This window comes from Cellvibrio sp. (assembly GCF_046347455.1).
Lineage (GTDB): Bacteria > Pseudomonadota > Gammaproteobacteria > Pseudomonadales > Cellvibrionaceae > Cellvibrio.
Genome location: NZ_JAXMGC010000005.1, coordinates 164,261 through 179,834, shown reverse-complemented (window position 1 = coordinate 179,834; position 15,574 = coordinate 164,261). Strand labels below are relative to the sequence as shown.

Sequence of the window (15,574 nt, the reverse complement as noted above, 5' to 3'; positions counted from 1 at the left end):
AGGGGAGTCGTCATCCGCGTAGCGGGATCCAGCCGTTGATTTTAATTTTCAAAAGCTGGATCCCGCTACGCGAGGATGACGACTCCCTATTTAATTTGCCTGGTTGTAAAATTTTTATAACGAAATACACAAGGTGTTCTCCATGTCTCAAGAAGAAAATTTATCCGTACTCTCCCGACGCCAATTTGTTAATGCCAGTTTGCTCGGTAGCGCTGCAATTATGAGCGGCAGCAGCTTGTCTGCTTTGGCCGACACAACCAAAAAATTTCACTTTGAGCTATCGCTCGCGCAATGGTCGCTGCATAAAGCGCTATTTTCAGGCGAATTATCTCCCCTGGACTTCCCTGTGATTGCACGTAAATCCTATGACATAGGCGCAGTGGAGTACGTTAATCAGTTCTTTTACGAAAAAGCAAAAGACAAAACGTTTTTAAATGAATTGAAAAAGCGCTGTGAAGATAACGGTGTTGTAAGCTCACTCATTATGGTGGACAAAGAACCTGAACTTGCCTCACCCGATGCAAAGGAACGCGTTGCGGGTGTTGAAGGTCACAAGAAGTGGATCGATGCGGCAAAGTTTTTGGGCTGTACCGCCATTCGCGTCAACTTGCATGGCAATGGCACGGTAGATCAATGGATTAAAGGCTCCGCCGAATCTTTGAAAAAGCTTTCGGAGATTGGTAAGCCGCAAGGCATAAGAATTTTGGTGGAAAATCACGGCGGATATTCATCAAGTGGGAAAAATATGGCAGAAGTGATGCGTCTCGCCAATGATTCCAATATTGGCACCATGCCGGATTTTGGCAACTTCTGTGTGCGCCGCGAAGTACCGGGCGACCTATGGAAATCTGCGTGTGTTGAGCAATACGATATTTATCAAGGCGTCGCCGAAATGATGCCGTACGCGGGCGCCTTCAGTGCAAAAAGTTTTGATTTTGATGAGCAAGGCAATGAAACAAAAATTGATTTCCTAAAAATGTTCACTTTGATGCGTGCGTCGGCTTATCGCGGTTATGTGGGTATTGAGTATGAAGGCGAAAAACTCAGTGAAGATGCCGGCATTCGCGCGACCATAAAACTTATCAAGAAAGTTCGTGAGCAGTTGAGTGCGTGATAAATACAATTTACATTTAGATGTTTATATCCCTACTTAGGGATATCGTCATCCTCGCGCAGCGGGGATGACGACTCCCCGTTCAAGTTATTTTACTTTATCCCAATTCAACACCATATCTTTCACATACAGCCCACTCTCCGTCAGGTTTGCATCCGTCCATTTTCCGTCTGGTGCTGTGCCGGGTTTTAATTGAGATGCACCTTCTTTTTTGTCATTCAGCGCCCAATTACACATCGACAGATTATTTTTCTTGGCGAAGGCAATCCACGCATCAGATTCTTTTTTATCAAGCCCACCGTCGCCATTTGCGTTAACGGTTCCCCACTCCGTAATCATTAAAGCAATACCGCTATCCAGAGCTTTTTGTGCTTTATCGCGCAGTTCTTGTTTGTGGGAACCTGCATAAAAATGCAAAGTGTAGGCGATATTGCTAAAACCTTTTATAGGATCGGCCGCCGCTTTATCAACATCTTGCGACCAGGTTTGGGTGCCAACGATAATTAAATTGTCTGGGTCTATTGCACGAATTTTTGCGATGACCTGCTCGGCGTAAGGTTTGATTTGCTTTGACCAATCGACATTTTGTAAAGGCTCATTGTAGATTTCATAAATTAGATTAGGTGCTTTGCCATATTTATTGGCGACTCTTTCAAAGAATTTTATGGCAAGTACGGGATCTTTCTCTGCGTTGTGAGAGTGCCAATCCACAATCACATACATACCTTGTGCAATAGCCGCATCTACTACGCGCTCGGCTTTCGCAAAATTACCTTCTGGATCTGCTGCATAGCCACCTTTCATATCCGCGCCTATGGCTGCGCGAATAATGGTTGCGTTCCACTCTTTCTGAACATAGGCAACAACATCAGCATTGTAATAGCGATCAGCGCCCCAGCCGGTGTTGCTCCAAAATAGGCTTGGGCCGGCAAAGGATGCAGGTTTTCCCGACACATCGACGATTTGGTTGCCCTTAACAGACAACGGGCCGTGAGTTTCAACAGCGGTAGCTGCTTGTGCTTGCATAAATGGGAATAGTGCCAGACCAAAAGCAACGCAGGCGGCTAATTTTAGGTTTTTGAGTTTCATTTTTTTGCTCCGCAAAAAGCGTTTATTAATTTATTTAGGGACTTTCTGCCAACCGCTTTATGGCACAAGCATGTACGAGGGTTTTTTAACATTGGTACAGGTGCTGGCGAAATGCTTTTACATTTCTTTTAATTGCGCTGCCATTTTTGCAAATATAAATTCCAAAAAGCGAACCAAGACTGAAGATAACAACCCCGAAACTATTTTTTCAGTTAGTGCTTTTGGCAAAAATTCGGAAACGGCGGAGCCTTCTACCCGCTAACTAAGATCATAAAGAGATTTATTGCGGTGGCTTAGAAAAAAGCCCTTCAATTGCTGGAGTTACGGAATTATCTTGGCGTCTAAGACCAAAAACGCTCTTATAATCCCACACACACCAGCCCCAGCCTTGGCTTTCTGCAGCAAGGCGTACGGTTTCTAAATAATTGCGGCGTCCACCTTCTGGCGCTTTCTGATAAACACCAAATACGCCCAAATAAATTTCTTTATCAGGTGCATGTTCTTTTAACCATTGTTGAGCCTTCGCAAAATCCGCCTGTACAGCATCCCGAGTCAACTGCTTGCCAGATTCTTTGTAAGCGTAATGTGAAGGTTTAAGGTATGCCGATAAGTCTGGCACTGTGCCGGGAAAATCGATAGGCGGCATATCATCTGGATAATCTTTCCATGACGTGCGTTGGTGGGTGAATACAGTTGGCTCATCATAAAGAACTAATATGGCGACTTTGGGATCCTTAGGGATTTCCAGTGCAGCCAAATGTGCAAAATTGCTGGATAAATTTGGCGCAATATAAAGTACGCGTTGCTTATCATGAGCGCGTACCGCTGCAATCATATTTTTATAAAGTGCATTGAGTTGTGCAGGTTCCGGTGCGGATGGCTCGTTCAAAAGCTCAATACGCAATGCATCACCTTCTTTTACAAAATGTTTGCCGAGCTTGCCAATAAAATCCACCGCTTTTTTCTGTTCAATGATATCGGTGAAAACGGCCGGGTCTTGCTGGCTATGCTGATATTTGCCACCTGGTAAAAAGTGCATGTCGAGCACTACGCCCATGCCTTTTGCTTTGGTCATGCTTAAGGCTTTTTCAAACACCGCAATGCGTTCCAAGTTAAGGCTGCCATCATCATTGCGCCACAAGCGTGAATCAACGGGGAAGCGTAAATGATCGAATCCTTGTTCTGCCAACCATGTGAGATCGGCTTCGCCAAACCAATCGCCACCATATCCAATTTTTTCATCAAATTTAGCCAGCCAGTGGCCAATGCTAATGCCGTGTTTAAAAGTAAATTGTGTCCCCGGTGTTTGCGCTGGTGTTACATGGATAATTTGGCCCGCCCAACATGAGGTACTCGCCCTAGTTAAAGCCGCACTGCAAAAAAGTTTACGTATGAACATTCGGCGAATTCTCTACAGACTCATTTCAATGACATTGGAGTAGCCGGTTTCGCCACCCGCGTTGCGGCCTTTAACGCGATAGTAATAGGTTTTTTCTCGTTCCCCTGTTTCATCAAACCACAAAGGTGTGGGTTCATGGGTTTTATCTTCTTCGTATTTTTTTACGTCAAAAATAACGGAATCCTGAATACCTGTTGCAACCACTTTCCAACCACCGTTTTTCTTTTCAGAACGCTCTACTGTGTAATCAGATGCACCGGTTGAGCCGCGCCACACCAATGCCCCTTTTTTTCTGGAAAAAAGCACGGGCGCTTGATCAGGTTTTTTTATCGGTGGAACTTTTAATCCTCGCATGGCGTAACCTTCACGCTTAACCAAATCCAAAATTTGCTGTTCTTGAAAGTGATAACCTGCGGCAAAGCCAGGAATATGAAATGAATTGATTGGTGTACCGCCTTCATTGTGATAATAAAATCCGCCATCACGGCGATGGCTACGAATACTCCACAACAAACCGCCGCTGATACCTTCTTCGCGAATGGCTTTAATTAACGCCGTTTGATTTTCTATAGTCGCTAAACCAAATTCATCAATCAGCAATACTTTTTTACCACGGCTTGCGTCACGCTCTTTTTTCGCCAAAGGTGCAAGCTCTGTTGGTCCGCCAAAAGTACGATTCCAATATTCATAAAGGTGCGCACTCATCATGTCGACGTCTGGGCTATTCAACATGACGTGACGATCGCCACCGGCTTCCATTAACAAATGGTTGCTGTCGATAGATTTGATGTATTTCGCCATTTCCAATTGCCATGCTGTAATGATTGGCTTCCATTCTTCGCTATTAATTTTGCGATCAGGTGCGTAGCTGTCGAATTCATTACCAAATTGCCAGCCCAAAATTGCTGGATCATTTTTGTAGACTATGCCGGTGATGGTGTTGCGGCGATTCAATACATAATTGAGAAAGTGTTTAAAATCCTCTTTAACTTTTTCATCTGTCCAGAACGCCCCTGGTGTTGTATTGCCAGATAAAGCGGCAAACTCATCTACGCCACGTACAACCGGAAATGATTGGGATGCGATAAAAGGTACAAGAATGCGTACGTCATACTCTTTGCAAAGCGCCAGAAGTAAATCGAAGGAACGAAACGCATCTTCGTTATATTGACGCCGCCCGCTAATGTGGAAGGGAACTCCATTATCTTTTGGACTGTAAACACCAAACGAGAATGACCGTGTTGCACGGGCACCTAAGCGATTGATAGAACTTAAGATGTCGCGTAACTCGTATTCGTCAGGAAAGCGATTGCTAAAGTCAGGATGTAATTGCGACTCGTGCGCTTGGATATTGGGTGCGGCCAAGCCCAAGAAACGAAATTCTTTTTGACCTTCATACAACACATCAAGATTGCGTTTAATGATTGGCCAGTCTTCGTTAGTATTTTTTGCAAAGCCTTGCGGCGCGGTTGTTAAAAAAGTTGTGAAAGCAAAACCGAGCAATAACGACTTATTCATAAATGTTCTCTGTAGTGTTAGAAGATGAAACAAGTAGACATGTTGCCTGTATAGTAAATGTAATCGGTTACATGCTCAAACAGAGCCGCATTTAAGTTTTAAATTTCACTGGCCGCGCCGGCGGGACACTGGGAGCCTTATAGAACTCGTGCTTGGTTTGACGTTACGGGGCGGTTTACACTCGCGGCCAGCTTTTTTAACGCGAGTCCGCTTATGAATTCCCTTATTCCCACCAACATCATTACCGGCTTTTTAGGCGTAGGAAAAACAACGGCCATCACCCACTTGCTCAAACACAAGCCTCAAGACGAGGTGTGGTCTGTGTTGGTCAACGAGTTTGGAGAAATTGGTATAGACGGCGCCATGCTCAAAACCGTCAACGCCAACGTGCGCGAGGTGCCGGGTGGTTGCATTTGCTGTGTGGCGGGCCTGCCCATGAAAATTGCTCTTAACATGATGATCGCCACTACCAAGCCAGACCGTATCATTATTGAGCCAACGGGGCTGGGGCACCCCGAAGAAATCATCAACACCCTGCTCGGCGAGTATTACGATACGGTGTTGAATTTGCGGGCGACCATTACCTTGATTGATCCCCGTAAACTCAGCGACAGCCGCTACACCGAAAACGCCAATTTTCAGGATCAGATTGCGGTGGCGGATGTCTTGGTTGCCAATAAAACCGATGTGTGCGGTGAGCCTGAAAAGCAGGCGTTCGATGCCTTACTCGCCAGTTTTAATCCGCCCAAGCAAGGTGCTTTTTGGGTGGAGCAGGGCGCATTAGACGCGAGCTGGTTGGATTTGCCTCGCGCGGCGCACGAGGTGACGCACCCGCAGCATCACAAGCAAAACCGCTTGAGCCCGCAGCGCGAGCTGTACAACGCAGCTGTGCGCTTGCCGGAAAACGAGACTTACACGCGCCGCGAAAACGCAGCAAATGGTTTTTACAGTTGCGGCTGGCTGTTCCAGCCGAGTATTCAATTTAACTTTAACGCGCTTTTTGGCTGGCTCTCCGGTGCGGATTTTCTGCGCGCCAAGGCCGTCATGCACACCAACGAGGGTGTGTACATGTTCAACGCGGAAAATGGTGTCTTGAGCGTTAACCAAATTCCCATCCAGTCTACAGATGAGATTTTGGATAGCCGTATTGAAGTCATTGATGACAAAAAGATCGCGGCGGACGAGATTGAGCAGGCGTTGTTAGCCGCTTTAGTTCATCCATTTGTGTAAGGCGGATTGTCCGCTTTTTTGGTGCTGGTCAGTTTTAGCGCAGAAGGAATAAATCTGCGCCAGTCGTGAGCAAGAGTGGGATCTTGCAACTAGACTCTATAGGTAGCCGGGGGCACCCGCATAATTCAATAAGAAAGAGGATTTTGATATGTCGTTACTGCTTGCGTTAATCGCGATCTGGGGCCTCATTGCCATACTCATCCTGCGGGAAGTGGCACTCGCGGCGGCCTCAGCCTTGGTAGTGATTTTATGGGTTGTGCTCGGGGTTGTCCTTGCTCCCTGCCTCTTATCCGTCTGGGCATTGCTGCCCTTGGTGGCGGTCCTTGCCATCTTAAACGTGGGCAGTTTGCGCCGCGCGTTCCTCAGTAAACCGGTGTTCGGCATTTTAAAGCGCACCATGCCGAGCATGAGCGTAACCGAGCGTGAAGCGCTGGAAGCAGGTACCACTTGGTGGGAAAAGCAGCTGTTCAGCGGCAAACCCGATTGGGATGAATTTGCTGAAATTAGCTTGCCGCAGCTCACTGCAGATGAACAATCCTTTCTCGATAACGAAGTCAGCCAGTTGTGCGAAATGCTCAACGAATGGGACATCTACAACACCCGCAAAGACCTGCCGCCAGAGGCATGGCAATTCCTTAAAGACAAAGGTTTCTTCGGCCTGATTATCCCCAAAGAATTCGGTGGCCGCGAATTCAGCCACTACGCGCAAAGCCGTGTGATGAGCAAAATCGCCAGCCGCTCAGGTACGGCTGCCGTAACCGCCATGGTGCCCAACTCCCTTGGCCCCGGCGAGTTGTTGATGAATTACGGCACCGAAGAACAGAAAAAACGCTGGCTGCCCGGTTTGGCAAACGGCACCGAAATCCCTTGCTTTGGTTTAACTGGCCCAGAGGCGGGTTCCGATGCAGGTTCAATTCCCGACACCGGTATTGTCTGCAAAGGCATGCACGAAGGGCAGGAAGTTCTTGGTTTAAAACTCACCTTCAGCAAGCGCTGGATCACTCTAGCACCGGTCGCAACCGTAGTCGGCTTGGCGTTCAAGCTCTATGACCCTGAAGGCTTACTGGGCGATGCCAACAAAAAAGAATACGGCATTACCTGTGCGCTTATCCCCGCCAATCACCCCGGTATGGAAATTGGCAAACGTCACAACCCCGGCTCACCCTTTATGAACGGGCCTATTTTCGGTACCGATGTGTTTATCCCCGTTGATTGGATCATTGGCGGTGCGTCCATGGCCGGTAAAGGCTGGCGTATGCTGATTGAATGCTTGGGTGCGGGTCGCGGTGTTTCTCTCCCATCACTCTCCACCGCAAGCGGCGAAGTGAACTACCGTTTGGTGGGCGCTTATGCGCGCATTCGTCGTCAATTCAATACCGAAATCGGCAAGTTCGAAGGTGTGCAAGAAGCCACGGCAGATATCGCGGGTACAGCCTATACCTTGGAGGCCTTCCGCCAATTAGTCACCAAAGGTTTGGAAACAGGTTCGCCTTCCGTAATGACTGCTATGGCGAAATACCATGCGACTGAGTTGATGCGTAAATCCGTTGAGCACTCTATGGATATAGTCGGTGGTCGTGCCATTCAGCAGGGGCCGCGCAACTTCCTGATTTATTCCTACCACAGCGTACCCGTCGCCATCACGGTGGAAGGCGCAAATATTTTAACGCGCTCGCTTATGATTTTTGGCCAAGGCGCTATGCGTTGTCATCCGTTCCTGTTCCAGGAAATGCAAGCCATGCAGGATGAAGATCAAGAGCGCGGTATTAAAACCTTTGATAAATTATTTACCCAACACTTGGGCCATGTGCTCAGCAATTTAGCGCGCACGAAATTACTCGGTTTAACACGCGGTCATTTCAGTAGTGTGCCTGCGAACGCCGACGACTTTAGTGCACGTTGGTATCAACGCATCAATTTGTTGAGTGCATCTTTCGCGAGCATGTCTGATATTGCTTTGGCCGTTTTGGGTGGAAATTTAAAACGCCGTGAATTGTTATCGGCGCGCTTGGGCGATATCCACAGCCAATTAATGATCGCTTGCGCGATTTTAAAATATCACTCCGCGCATCCAAGAACGCGTGCGGAAGATGTGCATGCAGAATATGCAATTACAACGGCACTTAATAAAGCGCAACAAGCTTTGATTGAATTTTCCGACAACTTCCCCGTAGGTTGGGTGGCGAAACTCGTGCGCTATTTGACCTTACCTTGGGGCAAAATTGTGTTGAAACCTACGGATGATTTAACTCGCGAGCTGGGCGATTTAATGCTGGAAGATAACCCTGTTCGCCAAAGCTTTGCGCAATACGTTTACGTAAGCCACGAAGCAGAAGATGCAGCAGGTCGTGTAGAAAGCACTTACCAAATGTTGTTAGCGCTTGGCCCTTTGTGGACAACTTGGTTGAAAAACCAAAACAAATTGGCTGGCGCCAATATGGCGGAAAAACTGCAAGATGCGGTGAGCAAAAATATCATTCAACCGCAAGATGTAAACCGTTTGTTGGAATACGATGCGCGCCGTTTCGACTGCGTATTAACGGATGCGTTCGATAAGCTTTAACGCGAAATGGCAATGAAAAAATCCCCGGCAACGACCGGGGATTTTTTATGCAATGTGAGGACTATCTTGTTCTGCCACGACAACACAATTTCTGCCCAATGATTTGGCCGAGTAAAGTGCTTCATCTGCGCGCTTAAATGCATCTGAAAAAGGTTCATTAGGGGAAACAGCTGCAACCCCAAAACTGGCCGTAACTGCAATGGGATTTTCAGGCTCGAACACACTATCAAAAATAACAATTCGCAATTTTTCGGCAAGCGCGGTAGCCATACCTACGGATGTGTTAGGGCAAATTAAAATAAACTCTTCCCCGCCCCATCTGCCTAACTTGTCAGTGGAACGTGTAGTGCGCGCAATAAGCTCGCTAATTCTTTGCAGCACTCTGTCACCGGCATCATGTCCGCGCCTATCATTAATGCGCTTGAAGTGATCTATGTCCAATAAAATAATCGAGGTTGCATTTAACCGAATCTCCAGCGACTCGATAATTTGTTCAATGCCGTGGCGATTAAAGGTATTCGTTAAAGCATCCACCGTAGACAGTTTGCGAAATTTATCAGTCTCGTTACGCAATTTTGAGTTATGTAATACCAGCTCGGAAATTTTTGAGCGGTTCTGCTGCTCAATGCGTTGCAAGTGAATGATGCGGCTCACATTGTAGATGGTGCCAAAGAGCATCCAGCACAACAATATTCCTAAATACCAGTTTTCATTGCTAATCCATTCACCCGTGAATTCGATTTTATTGATTTGCACATCATGCTCGGTATTGCGCAAATCGCCTTCAAAATCCAGCGCAAAGGTAATAGCGTTACTTAAATCAGGGTGCGTTTGATCTCGCGGCAAATCGTATTGTGCGAGCCACCAGTCTGCTACGGTAAATTCATCGAGCTTGATTTCCAACGGCTTAGCCAAATCGCTGGTGCGCAAATTAATAACGTTGAACTTGGTGCTATTGCTGTCACTCGGGCGGGAGAAACGGGGGTCGTGATGACGAATCGCAATGCGCATATTCTTCGCTCTACCCGCGTAGGTTACATCCAAATGAAGACGATCGTAATTGGTTAGGTCTGTCCCTTTCACCGAGTCCACACTCAACATGTAAATCAAATTGCAGGGCATGTTGGACTCAGACTCGCTAAATTTGCAGTGAAAATGAAATCTGTCGCGGTCAATCCAGCGCGCATTGGGGTGCTCGGGATCGAGCAAAAAGTAATTCGCGTTGGGGTCGCTATTGGGAACAATCGTCAGCGTCCGCTTGGGCAAATGGTTCTTCGCAAACATAGCGATGATCGTGAACACAATTGCTGCAAGAAACAGCTTCGAGTAAAAGGTTTTGGTTGGCATTTGAAAGGGGGAAACTACTGTGGCCGGCGTAGCTAGAGTATCGGCTACAACTGCCATATACGCCAGTTTTTGGCATTTTTTACATCGTAAAGCAAAAGCCCGCGCCGCATAGCGGAACGGGCCTCGCAAATTTCAACCTTAGCGCTTTTCTTTTGCTGCTGCGCTGGCGGCATTGGCTGCCAAAATGTAAGCCGAAGTCGTGGCTACCGTGTACTCGTTCTCAAACCACAAGAACGGCCAATCTGTTTTCAGTTCAGGGTAATCGGGTTTAATCACCAATGGGCCTGGCACCATGCCGCCAGCAATAAAGCTGTAGTCTGCGCGGTTGTGTCCATAAGCCACTAGCTTGGAACGAGTACCTATGGTGGATACCAGCGACACATTATTCACCGGGTGACGGCCCAGCATGTAATCCAGCGCATTGAGCGTGTACTCAACCCCGAAGATCTTGGGGAAAGCTTTGTGAAGGACATACATGTTGGTACCGAAGGTGGCTACCTGAATAGAACCCGCCCATGAGTGTTCGCTAATCGGCACACCGAAAGGCGTATTAGCAATCTCATTGTCGATACGCGCCTTGGCTTTTACCGCGATTTCTTCCAAACGCTTGCGATAAGTGGCGTCCATCAGCGGTATTGCGCGCGCGGCGGCTCCACCAACCCAATCAAACTGAACATCAATGGTCGGCAACAACTCCATCAGGCGATCTTTGTAGATTTTTTCGCCTTTGGTCGCCAGCAGCAGTTCAACGGTGGCTTGTACGTTAACGGCATCGGGCGAACGGGCAGGAAAGGGGCCTTTGTGACGTTCAGCCACAGGGAAGTTCTTACCTTGTTCGCGCGCCCACAGTGCTTTGGCGGCGGTGAGTGCTTCTGCCGCCAATTGTGCATCAAGCGCTGGCAGAGTGCGCGCCGCGCCTGCAAGGGCGGTGGCTACATAGAGGTTGTTGGATGGCCTGTCGGTAGTGAACGCCCAGCGGTCGTCGGTCTTTCCAGAACGATCGCCTTTGGACTCATTTTCACCCAAGGACGGGTCGTAGAACTTGTTATCGGTTTGCGAAGAGGCATCGCCCAAGTGCGTGTATTGTTTCAAAGTCGGGTCGATGATGCCTTGAATCGCATGACCAAAAATCTTGTACTGCGCGACCAACTGGCGAACGCCGTGGCGAATCTGTTGTAACGAATCCTGTTGGCCATCCGGCTTGCGGATTTCCACCTGACGAGCAGCTTCGTCAACGCTAGTTTCGTCCCATTCAAGACCGAATAATTCTTTGCCCCAAACAAGGTCGCGCACAACCCATGAGTTGTCGGGGGTTTGAATGTCGTAGTCGCCCGCGTCCTGCCAACCGCCCACACTTAAACCGTCAATTCGTTCACCGGCTTTGAACGGGGAGTCGAGCGATTCACCCATTTTGTAGCCGTCGAAATGAACGAGATTAGCCGGCGCTTGGCGGGCATCGTCAAGGTGAGAAGGAGCCGTCCACACGCGGTAGCCTTCACGTACACCCATGTGGTCCATCTGTGCTGGAAGGAAAGTATCGAGCGACGGCTGCCAGATGTTGCTGTAGGCATTTTCTGCGATGCTGAATGGCGTCGTGGTCTGATTTGCGTAAGAAATTACGTAAAGGCCCGGCTCGCGTACCGATGAAAAATCAAATGCGGAATAGTTGTAACGCTGCCATTTACCTTTGGAGGTGAGTTTGCCGCGCAATGCACTTTGCTTGCTGCCATCGGGCATCAGGCGCAGTAGTTCGGCTTCGTCTGGGCCTTTAAAGTTGGGGTCCAACTCAATCATGGCGACTTTGTTGCGGTTGGGGGTGTAGCCCGCTTGGTTGTAGGAAATCACTGGCTCGCGCGCCCAGTTGGGCAATACGTTCGGACGAACATGCCATACAACGGCTTCATCTTTCGCGCCTGCGGCTACCATAGAGCGAACCACAAACCAGCCGTTTTGGGCGCGATTGCGTGCGTCGTAAAGTGCAACGGGGGCCTTATCAGACACTATGGTCACGCGTGTCAGCGGATCTTCAGGCGAAAGGGTGATGGACTTGCCGCCGGAAACCAAGGGTTGCGGGTCACCGCTTTTGTCCGTTTTCATGGGGCCAGCGGGATGGCGAGGGAAGAGACCGGGTTGCTTGTCACTCAGGTAAGTTTTGCCAAAGTAGGTTGAGGGCAAAAAGTCGAGGTTAAAACCCACCTTGCCTTCCAGTGCTTTCGGCAAAGGCTTATCCAGATTCACGGCAATGCGAAAGCCGCCTTCTTCAGGCGCAACGGCCAAGGTGTAGGACAAATCAACCTCAGGGTAAGACGATTTCACCAGCACCTGTGTGCCGCTGGCATCGCGGGAACGGCTACCGAAAGTCGGCACCGGGTCCCATTGTTCGGGGGTTGCGCTCAGGCGCAAGGCGCCATCGGTGGCAATGCGTTCACCGTGCAATACGATTTGCAGGCCGCCGTTTTTCTCATCGAAGAAAATCGGGCTGAAGGGATTGTGGTCGAGAATAACGGTAAGACCAGGTTGTTCCAGCGTGTCACGCGCGGAGATGCTGAGTCCGTCTGCTAAGGCCATGTGACTAAGTGTGATTGCCGATATGGCCGCGGCAAGCGCAACCTTGTTCTTGAATAGCATGATTCTTCCTCTCAAGTTATGGTTATGTTAGCGCTATCATTTTTGTGCAGATTTCCTCCCGCTCAATGTTACTCGGGATGCAAAGCAAACAGCGCTACTTGCCGCGTGCAGGGCTGGCAAGGCGCCGTATTCTGACATGGGCTTTATTAAATGAGTGTGTGCGAAAACGAGTTGTTAAGTAAAGTTTGGTAATTCAGTTTTTACATATTAATTGAGTAACTTTCGAGGTGTTTATTGCAGGTAATTGAAATTTCAATAGAAAAAATTGGAGGTAAAATGTCTTCGTAATTTTTGAAAATTCTTTTATTGCGAAGCCTTCTATAGATCACCGTTTCAGGGTGGCTTAAAGAAACAAATGGTCTAGTAATCGGGCTTGTAAGTCGTATAGCTGCGCTATGCTTTACTGAGGTTAAGGAAACTCTTAATCCGGTAAAACGACTAAAAATCACCTGACCAATGCAGAACCTTGCGAGCGTTTATGAGGTAAAGGAGAAAGTCCCGTGAAAAAAATGACAAAATATAGTGGTGTTGATTTGACTCGAAACGACAATCTTCGCGCAAAGCTCTTAGCTGAGATAGCTGAATATCAACGTCAGCAAGACGCCTTAAAACTCAGCGGTAATTATGTCAATTTCACTATGATTCAAACGTACAAGGAACTGATTGCGGCGCGTAAGGAAATGCTAAGTCGGTTGCCAATCACTTATTAAATTGTGTGGCGCGTGCTAAATGCTTCTAGATTTGCGCTTGCTTTGGAATCGCGTTCATCTTTGATCGAGCGGTATTTCTGTAATCTGAAATATTGTTTTTCTGGTAGTCACTGTGCCAGCTCATTACATCTTCCAACGGAATAGGTGGGCTGACTACATAGCCTTGCAATTGATCACACCCAAGCGCCCGCAAACTATCCATTTGATTTTCGTTCTCTGCGCCTTCTGCTACTACCGATAAATTTAAAGCGTGCGCAATGGAAACTATCCCTCCCACAATATCTCTATCTGCTTGGTTGTGTGGCAAGTCGGTCACAAATGATCGATCAATTTTCAATGAATTAAGCGGTAAATATTTCAAATAAGTTAGCGATGAATAACCTGTGCCAAAATCATCTGCAGCCACCCGAACTCCCAATTCCTGGCAACGCAAAATAATACGGCGTGCGCGTTCCATGTCATCTAACATTGCAGATTCAGTAATCTCAACAATAAGTGAGTGACATACTTCGGCATACTCCGTGTGAATCTTATGAAGTTCTTGCAAAAATGAAGGATGTAAAAAGTGACGTGCGGAAATATTAATATGAATATCGTGGAAGAAATCCTGCTTCTTCCAATCCGATATCTGTTGCGCTGATTTTTGTAGAATCCAATTACCAAATCGAATTTCCAAATCACCGCGCGCCGATTCAATGGCTTTTATTACCGGAAGCGCGCCAATCAACTGACCGTCACATTTTTTCCAACGTACAAGGCTTTCGTAACCTATTACCTGTTTTGTTCGCAATGAAATAATGGGTTGATACCAAAGACAGATTTCGTCAGCGTCTAATGCATTTTCAATATCAACAGCGGAGAAGTTTTTGTCAACTTCGGTCACTGCGATGCGTGAAGCGAAATGAAAACTGTCGCCGCCCATTTTCTTGGCAACGTACATAGCGGCATCGGCTTTGCGCAGTAAAGTGTTGGGTTCTGTTCCGTCGAGCGGTGAAAATGCAATGCCTATGCTTGCCGATATGCGACCGCGCTTTCGTCCTATGCCAAAGTGTATTCGCAATGCCTGTATGAATCGTGTGGCAAGAATTTTGAGGCTATGTTCATCGCATTCCGCAATAATAAGAAATTCATCGCCACCTAACCGGCCTATACAATCACTCTTACGCACAACATCGCGCAAGCGGTTGGCTGCGTCTCGTAAAATGTTATCGCCAATTTCATGACCCCATTGATCATTGGCTGTTTTCAAACCATCCAAATCAATAAAGAACAACGCAAAACTGCGTTTATGCCGCGCAAGCTGGTCAGCTTTGTGATCCAAAAATTGCATTATTCCATGACGATTACTGAGTTGCGTGAGAGGATCAACACTAACGAGCGAGCGCAGTTGTTTCTCAAGTTGTTCGCGATGGCACGCAACTGCAATTTGACTCGCAATACGTTCTGCCAACAAAAAAATTTGCGGGGGAATAGTTTCAGTAGGCGTGCTAAACCAAGATGAAGCCAATACGCCTATAACCTGATCTGAGGAAATCAAAGGAATGACAAAATTGGCGGCGAGGCCGCCTTTAACCAAATCAGGCATAGCATCAATATCTTCAGAATAATTCTGAACATAAATGCTAGTTTTGGTTTTGAGTGCGCGACCTGCAATACCTTGTTGAGCTGGAAAACGCATACCTTTGTAAGGATTCAATCGCTCTTGCTGAGCGCCCTCAAATAAGTGGTATTCAAAAAATTCACGACGCTCGTCCAGCAAAATTAAAGCTGCTCCATCTGCCTTGAGAAGTTTGCAAACAGAGGTGGCGGCTTTCTTAAAAAAAATTTGGAAATCTTGCTCGAGAGTGAGCGCATCCATGGCTGCTAATAACGCAGGCACGGCTGACTTTCCTAAAAGGAAATCATTCATAGTGGTGTCTTATAAAGCGAGAAATGCCTAAGCGGCCAATATAGATAGCAAAGACTTTGCCAATAAG

Annotated in this window: 10 protein-coding genes; 4 read left to right on the top strand and 6 right to left on the bottom strand. The window is 47.5% G+C overall.

Features of this window, described 5'->3' with window-relative positions:
- The first annotated feature begins 142 nt into the window (after positions 1-142).
- Entirely contained in the window at positions 143-1,114 is a 972-nt protein-coding gene (locus U1F02_RS11025; RefSeq protein ID WP_409990445.1) for a sugar phosphate isomerase/epimerase family protein, read from the top strand.
- A gap of 87 nt (positions 1,115-1,201) precedes the next feature.
- Here U1F02_RS11025 and U1F02_RS11020 read toward each other — a convergent pair whose 3' ends face one another.
- The 3 genes from U1F02_RS11020 to U1F02_RS11010 all read right to left on the bottom strand — a co-directional run bounded on the left by U1F02_RS11020 (position 1,202) and on the right by U1F02_RS11010 (position 5,120).
- Entirely contained in the window at positions 1,202-2,203 is a 1,002-nt protein-coding gene (locus tag U1F02_RS11020; protein WP_409990444.1) for a glycoside hydrolase family 5 protein, read from the bottom strand.
- 280 nt (positions 2,204-2,483) lie between these two features.
- Positions 2,484-3,602 (bottom strand): glycoside hydrolase family 5 protein, encoded by a 1,119-nt coding sequence (locus tag U1F02_RS11015; protein ID WP_409990443.1) that lies wholly within the window; start codon positions 3,600-3,602, stop codon positions 2,484-2,486.
- Positions 3,603-3,614: 12 nt separating this feature from the next.
- A complete protein-coding gene (locus U1F02_RS11010) occupies positions 3,615-5,120 on the bottom strand; it encodes a hypothetical protein (protein ID WP_409990442.1) in 1,506 nt (501 codons plus the stop codon).
- 213 nt (positions 5,121-5,333) lie between these two features.
- On the opposite strand from U1F02_RS11010, the gene U1F02_RS11005 reads away from it, so the two are divergent.
- Together U1F02_RS11005 and U1F02_RS11000 are read left to right on the top strand one after the other, a co-directional pair.
- Entirely contained in the window at positions 5,334-6,350 is a 1,017-nt protein-coding gene (locus U1F02_RS11005) for a CobW family GTP-binding protein (RefSeq protein ID WP_409990441.1), read from the top strand.
- Between the two features lie 148 nt (positions 6,351-6,498).
- A complete protein-coding gene (locus U1F02_RS11000; RefSeq protein ID WP_409990440.1) occupies positions 6,499-8,913 on the top strand; it encodes an acyl-CoA dehydrogenase in 2,415 nt (804 codons plus the stop codon).
- Between the two features lie 45 nt (positions 8,914-8,958).
- On the opposite strand, the gene U1F02_RS10995 is transcribed toward U1F02_RS11000, so the two are convergent.
- Together U1F02_RS10995 and U1F02_RS10990 are read right to left on the bottom strand one after the other, a co-directional pair.
- A complete protein-coding gene (locus U1F02_RS10995) occupies positions 8,959-10,317 on the bottom strand; it encodes a GGDEF domain-containing protein (protein ID WP_409990439.1) in 1,359 nt (452 codons plus the stop codon).
- A gap of 81 nt (positions 10,318-10,398) precedes the next feature.
- Complete coding sequence (locus U1F02_RS10990; protein ID WP_409990438.1) at positions 10,399-12,888, bottom strand: glycoside hydrolase family 9 protein; 2,490 nt, start codon at positions 12,886-12,888, stop codon at positions 10,399-10,401.
- A 509-nt stretch (positions 12,889-13,397) separates the two neighbouring features.
- Here U1F02_RS10990 and U1F02_RS10985 point away from each other — a divergent pair.
- Positions 13,398-13,598, top strand: a complete 201-nt coding sequence (locus U1F02_RS10985; RefSeq protein ID WP_409990570.1) for a hypothetical protein — start codon at positions 13,398-13,400, stop codon at positions 13,596-13,598.
- A gap of 25 nt (positions 13,599-13,623) precedes the next feature.
- On the opposite strand, the gene U1F02_RS10980 is transcribed toward U1F02_RS10985, so the two are convergent.
- Positions 13,624-15,507 (bottom strand): EAL domain-containing protein, encoded by a 1,884-nt coding sequence (locus tag U1F02_RS10980; protein WP_409990437.1) that lies wholly within the window; start codon positions 15,505-15,507, stop codon positions 13,624-13,626.
- Positions 15,508-15,574: the final 67 nt, after the last annotated feature.

What these genes read in the sequence shown, in the direction of transcription:
- U1F02_RS11015 (WP_409990443.1), bottom strand. Translation starts at nt 3,602, where the DNA reads ATGTTCATACGTAAACTTTTTTGCAGTGCGGCTTTAACTAGGGCGAGT.
- U1F02_RS11005 (WP_409990441.1), top strand. Translation starts at nt 5,334, where the DNA reads ATGAATTCCCTTATTCCCACCAACATCATTACCGGCTTTTTAGGCGTA.
- U1F02_RS11020 (WP_409990444.1), bottom strand. Translation starts at nt 2,203, where the DNA reads ATGAAACTCAAAAACCTAAAATTAGCCGCCTGCGTTGCTTTTGGTCTG.
- U1F02_RS10985 (WP_409990570.1), top strand. Translation starts at nt 13,398, where the DNA reads ATGACAAAATATAGTGGTGTTGATTTGACTCGAAACGACAATCTTCGC.
- U1F02_RS11025 (WP_409990445.1), top strand. Translation starts at nt 143, where the DNA reads ATGTCTCAAGAAGAAAATTTATCCGTACTCTCCCGACGCCAATTTGTT.
- U1F02_RS11000 (WP_409990440.1), top strand. Translation starts at nt 6,499, where the DNA reads ATGTCGTTACTGCTTGCGTTAATCGCGATCTGGGGCCTCATTGCCATA.
- U1F02_RS10980 (WP_409990437.1), bottom strand. Translation starts at nt 15,507, where the DNA reads ATGAATGATTTCCTTTTAGGAAAGTCAGCCGTGCCTGCGTTATTAGCA.
- U1F02_RS10995 (WP_409990439.1), bottom strand. Translation starts at nt 10,317, where the DNA reads ATGGCAGTTGTAGCCGATACTCTAGCTACGCCGGCCACAGTAGTTTCC.
- U1F02_RS11010 (WP_409990442.1), bottom strand. Translation starts at nt 5,120, where the DNA reads ATGAATAAGTCGTTATTGCTCGGTTTTGCTTTCACAACTTTTTTAACA.
- U1F02_RS10990 (WP_409990438.1), bottom strand. Translation starts at nt 12,888, where the DNA reads ATGCTATTCAAGAACAAGGTTGCGCTTGCCGCGGCCATATCGGCAATC.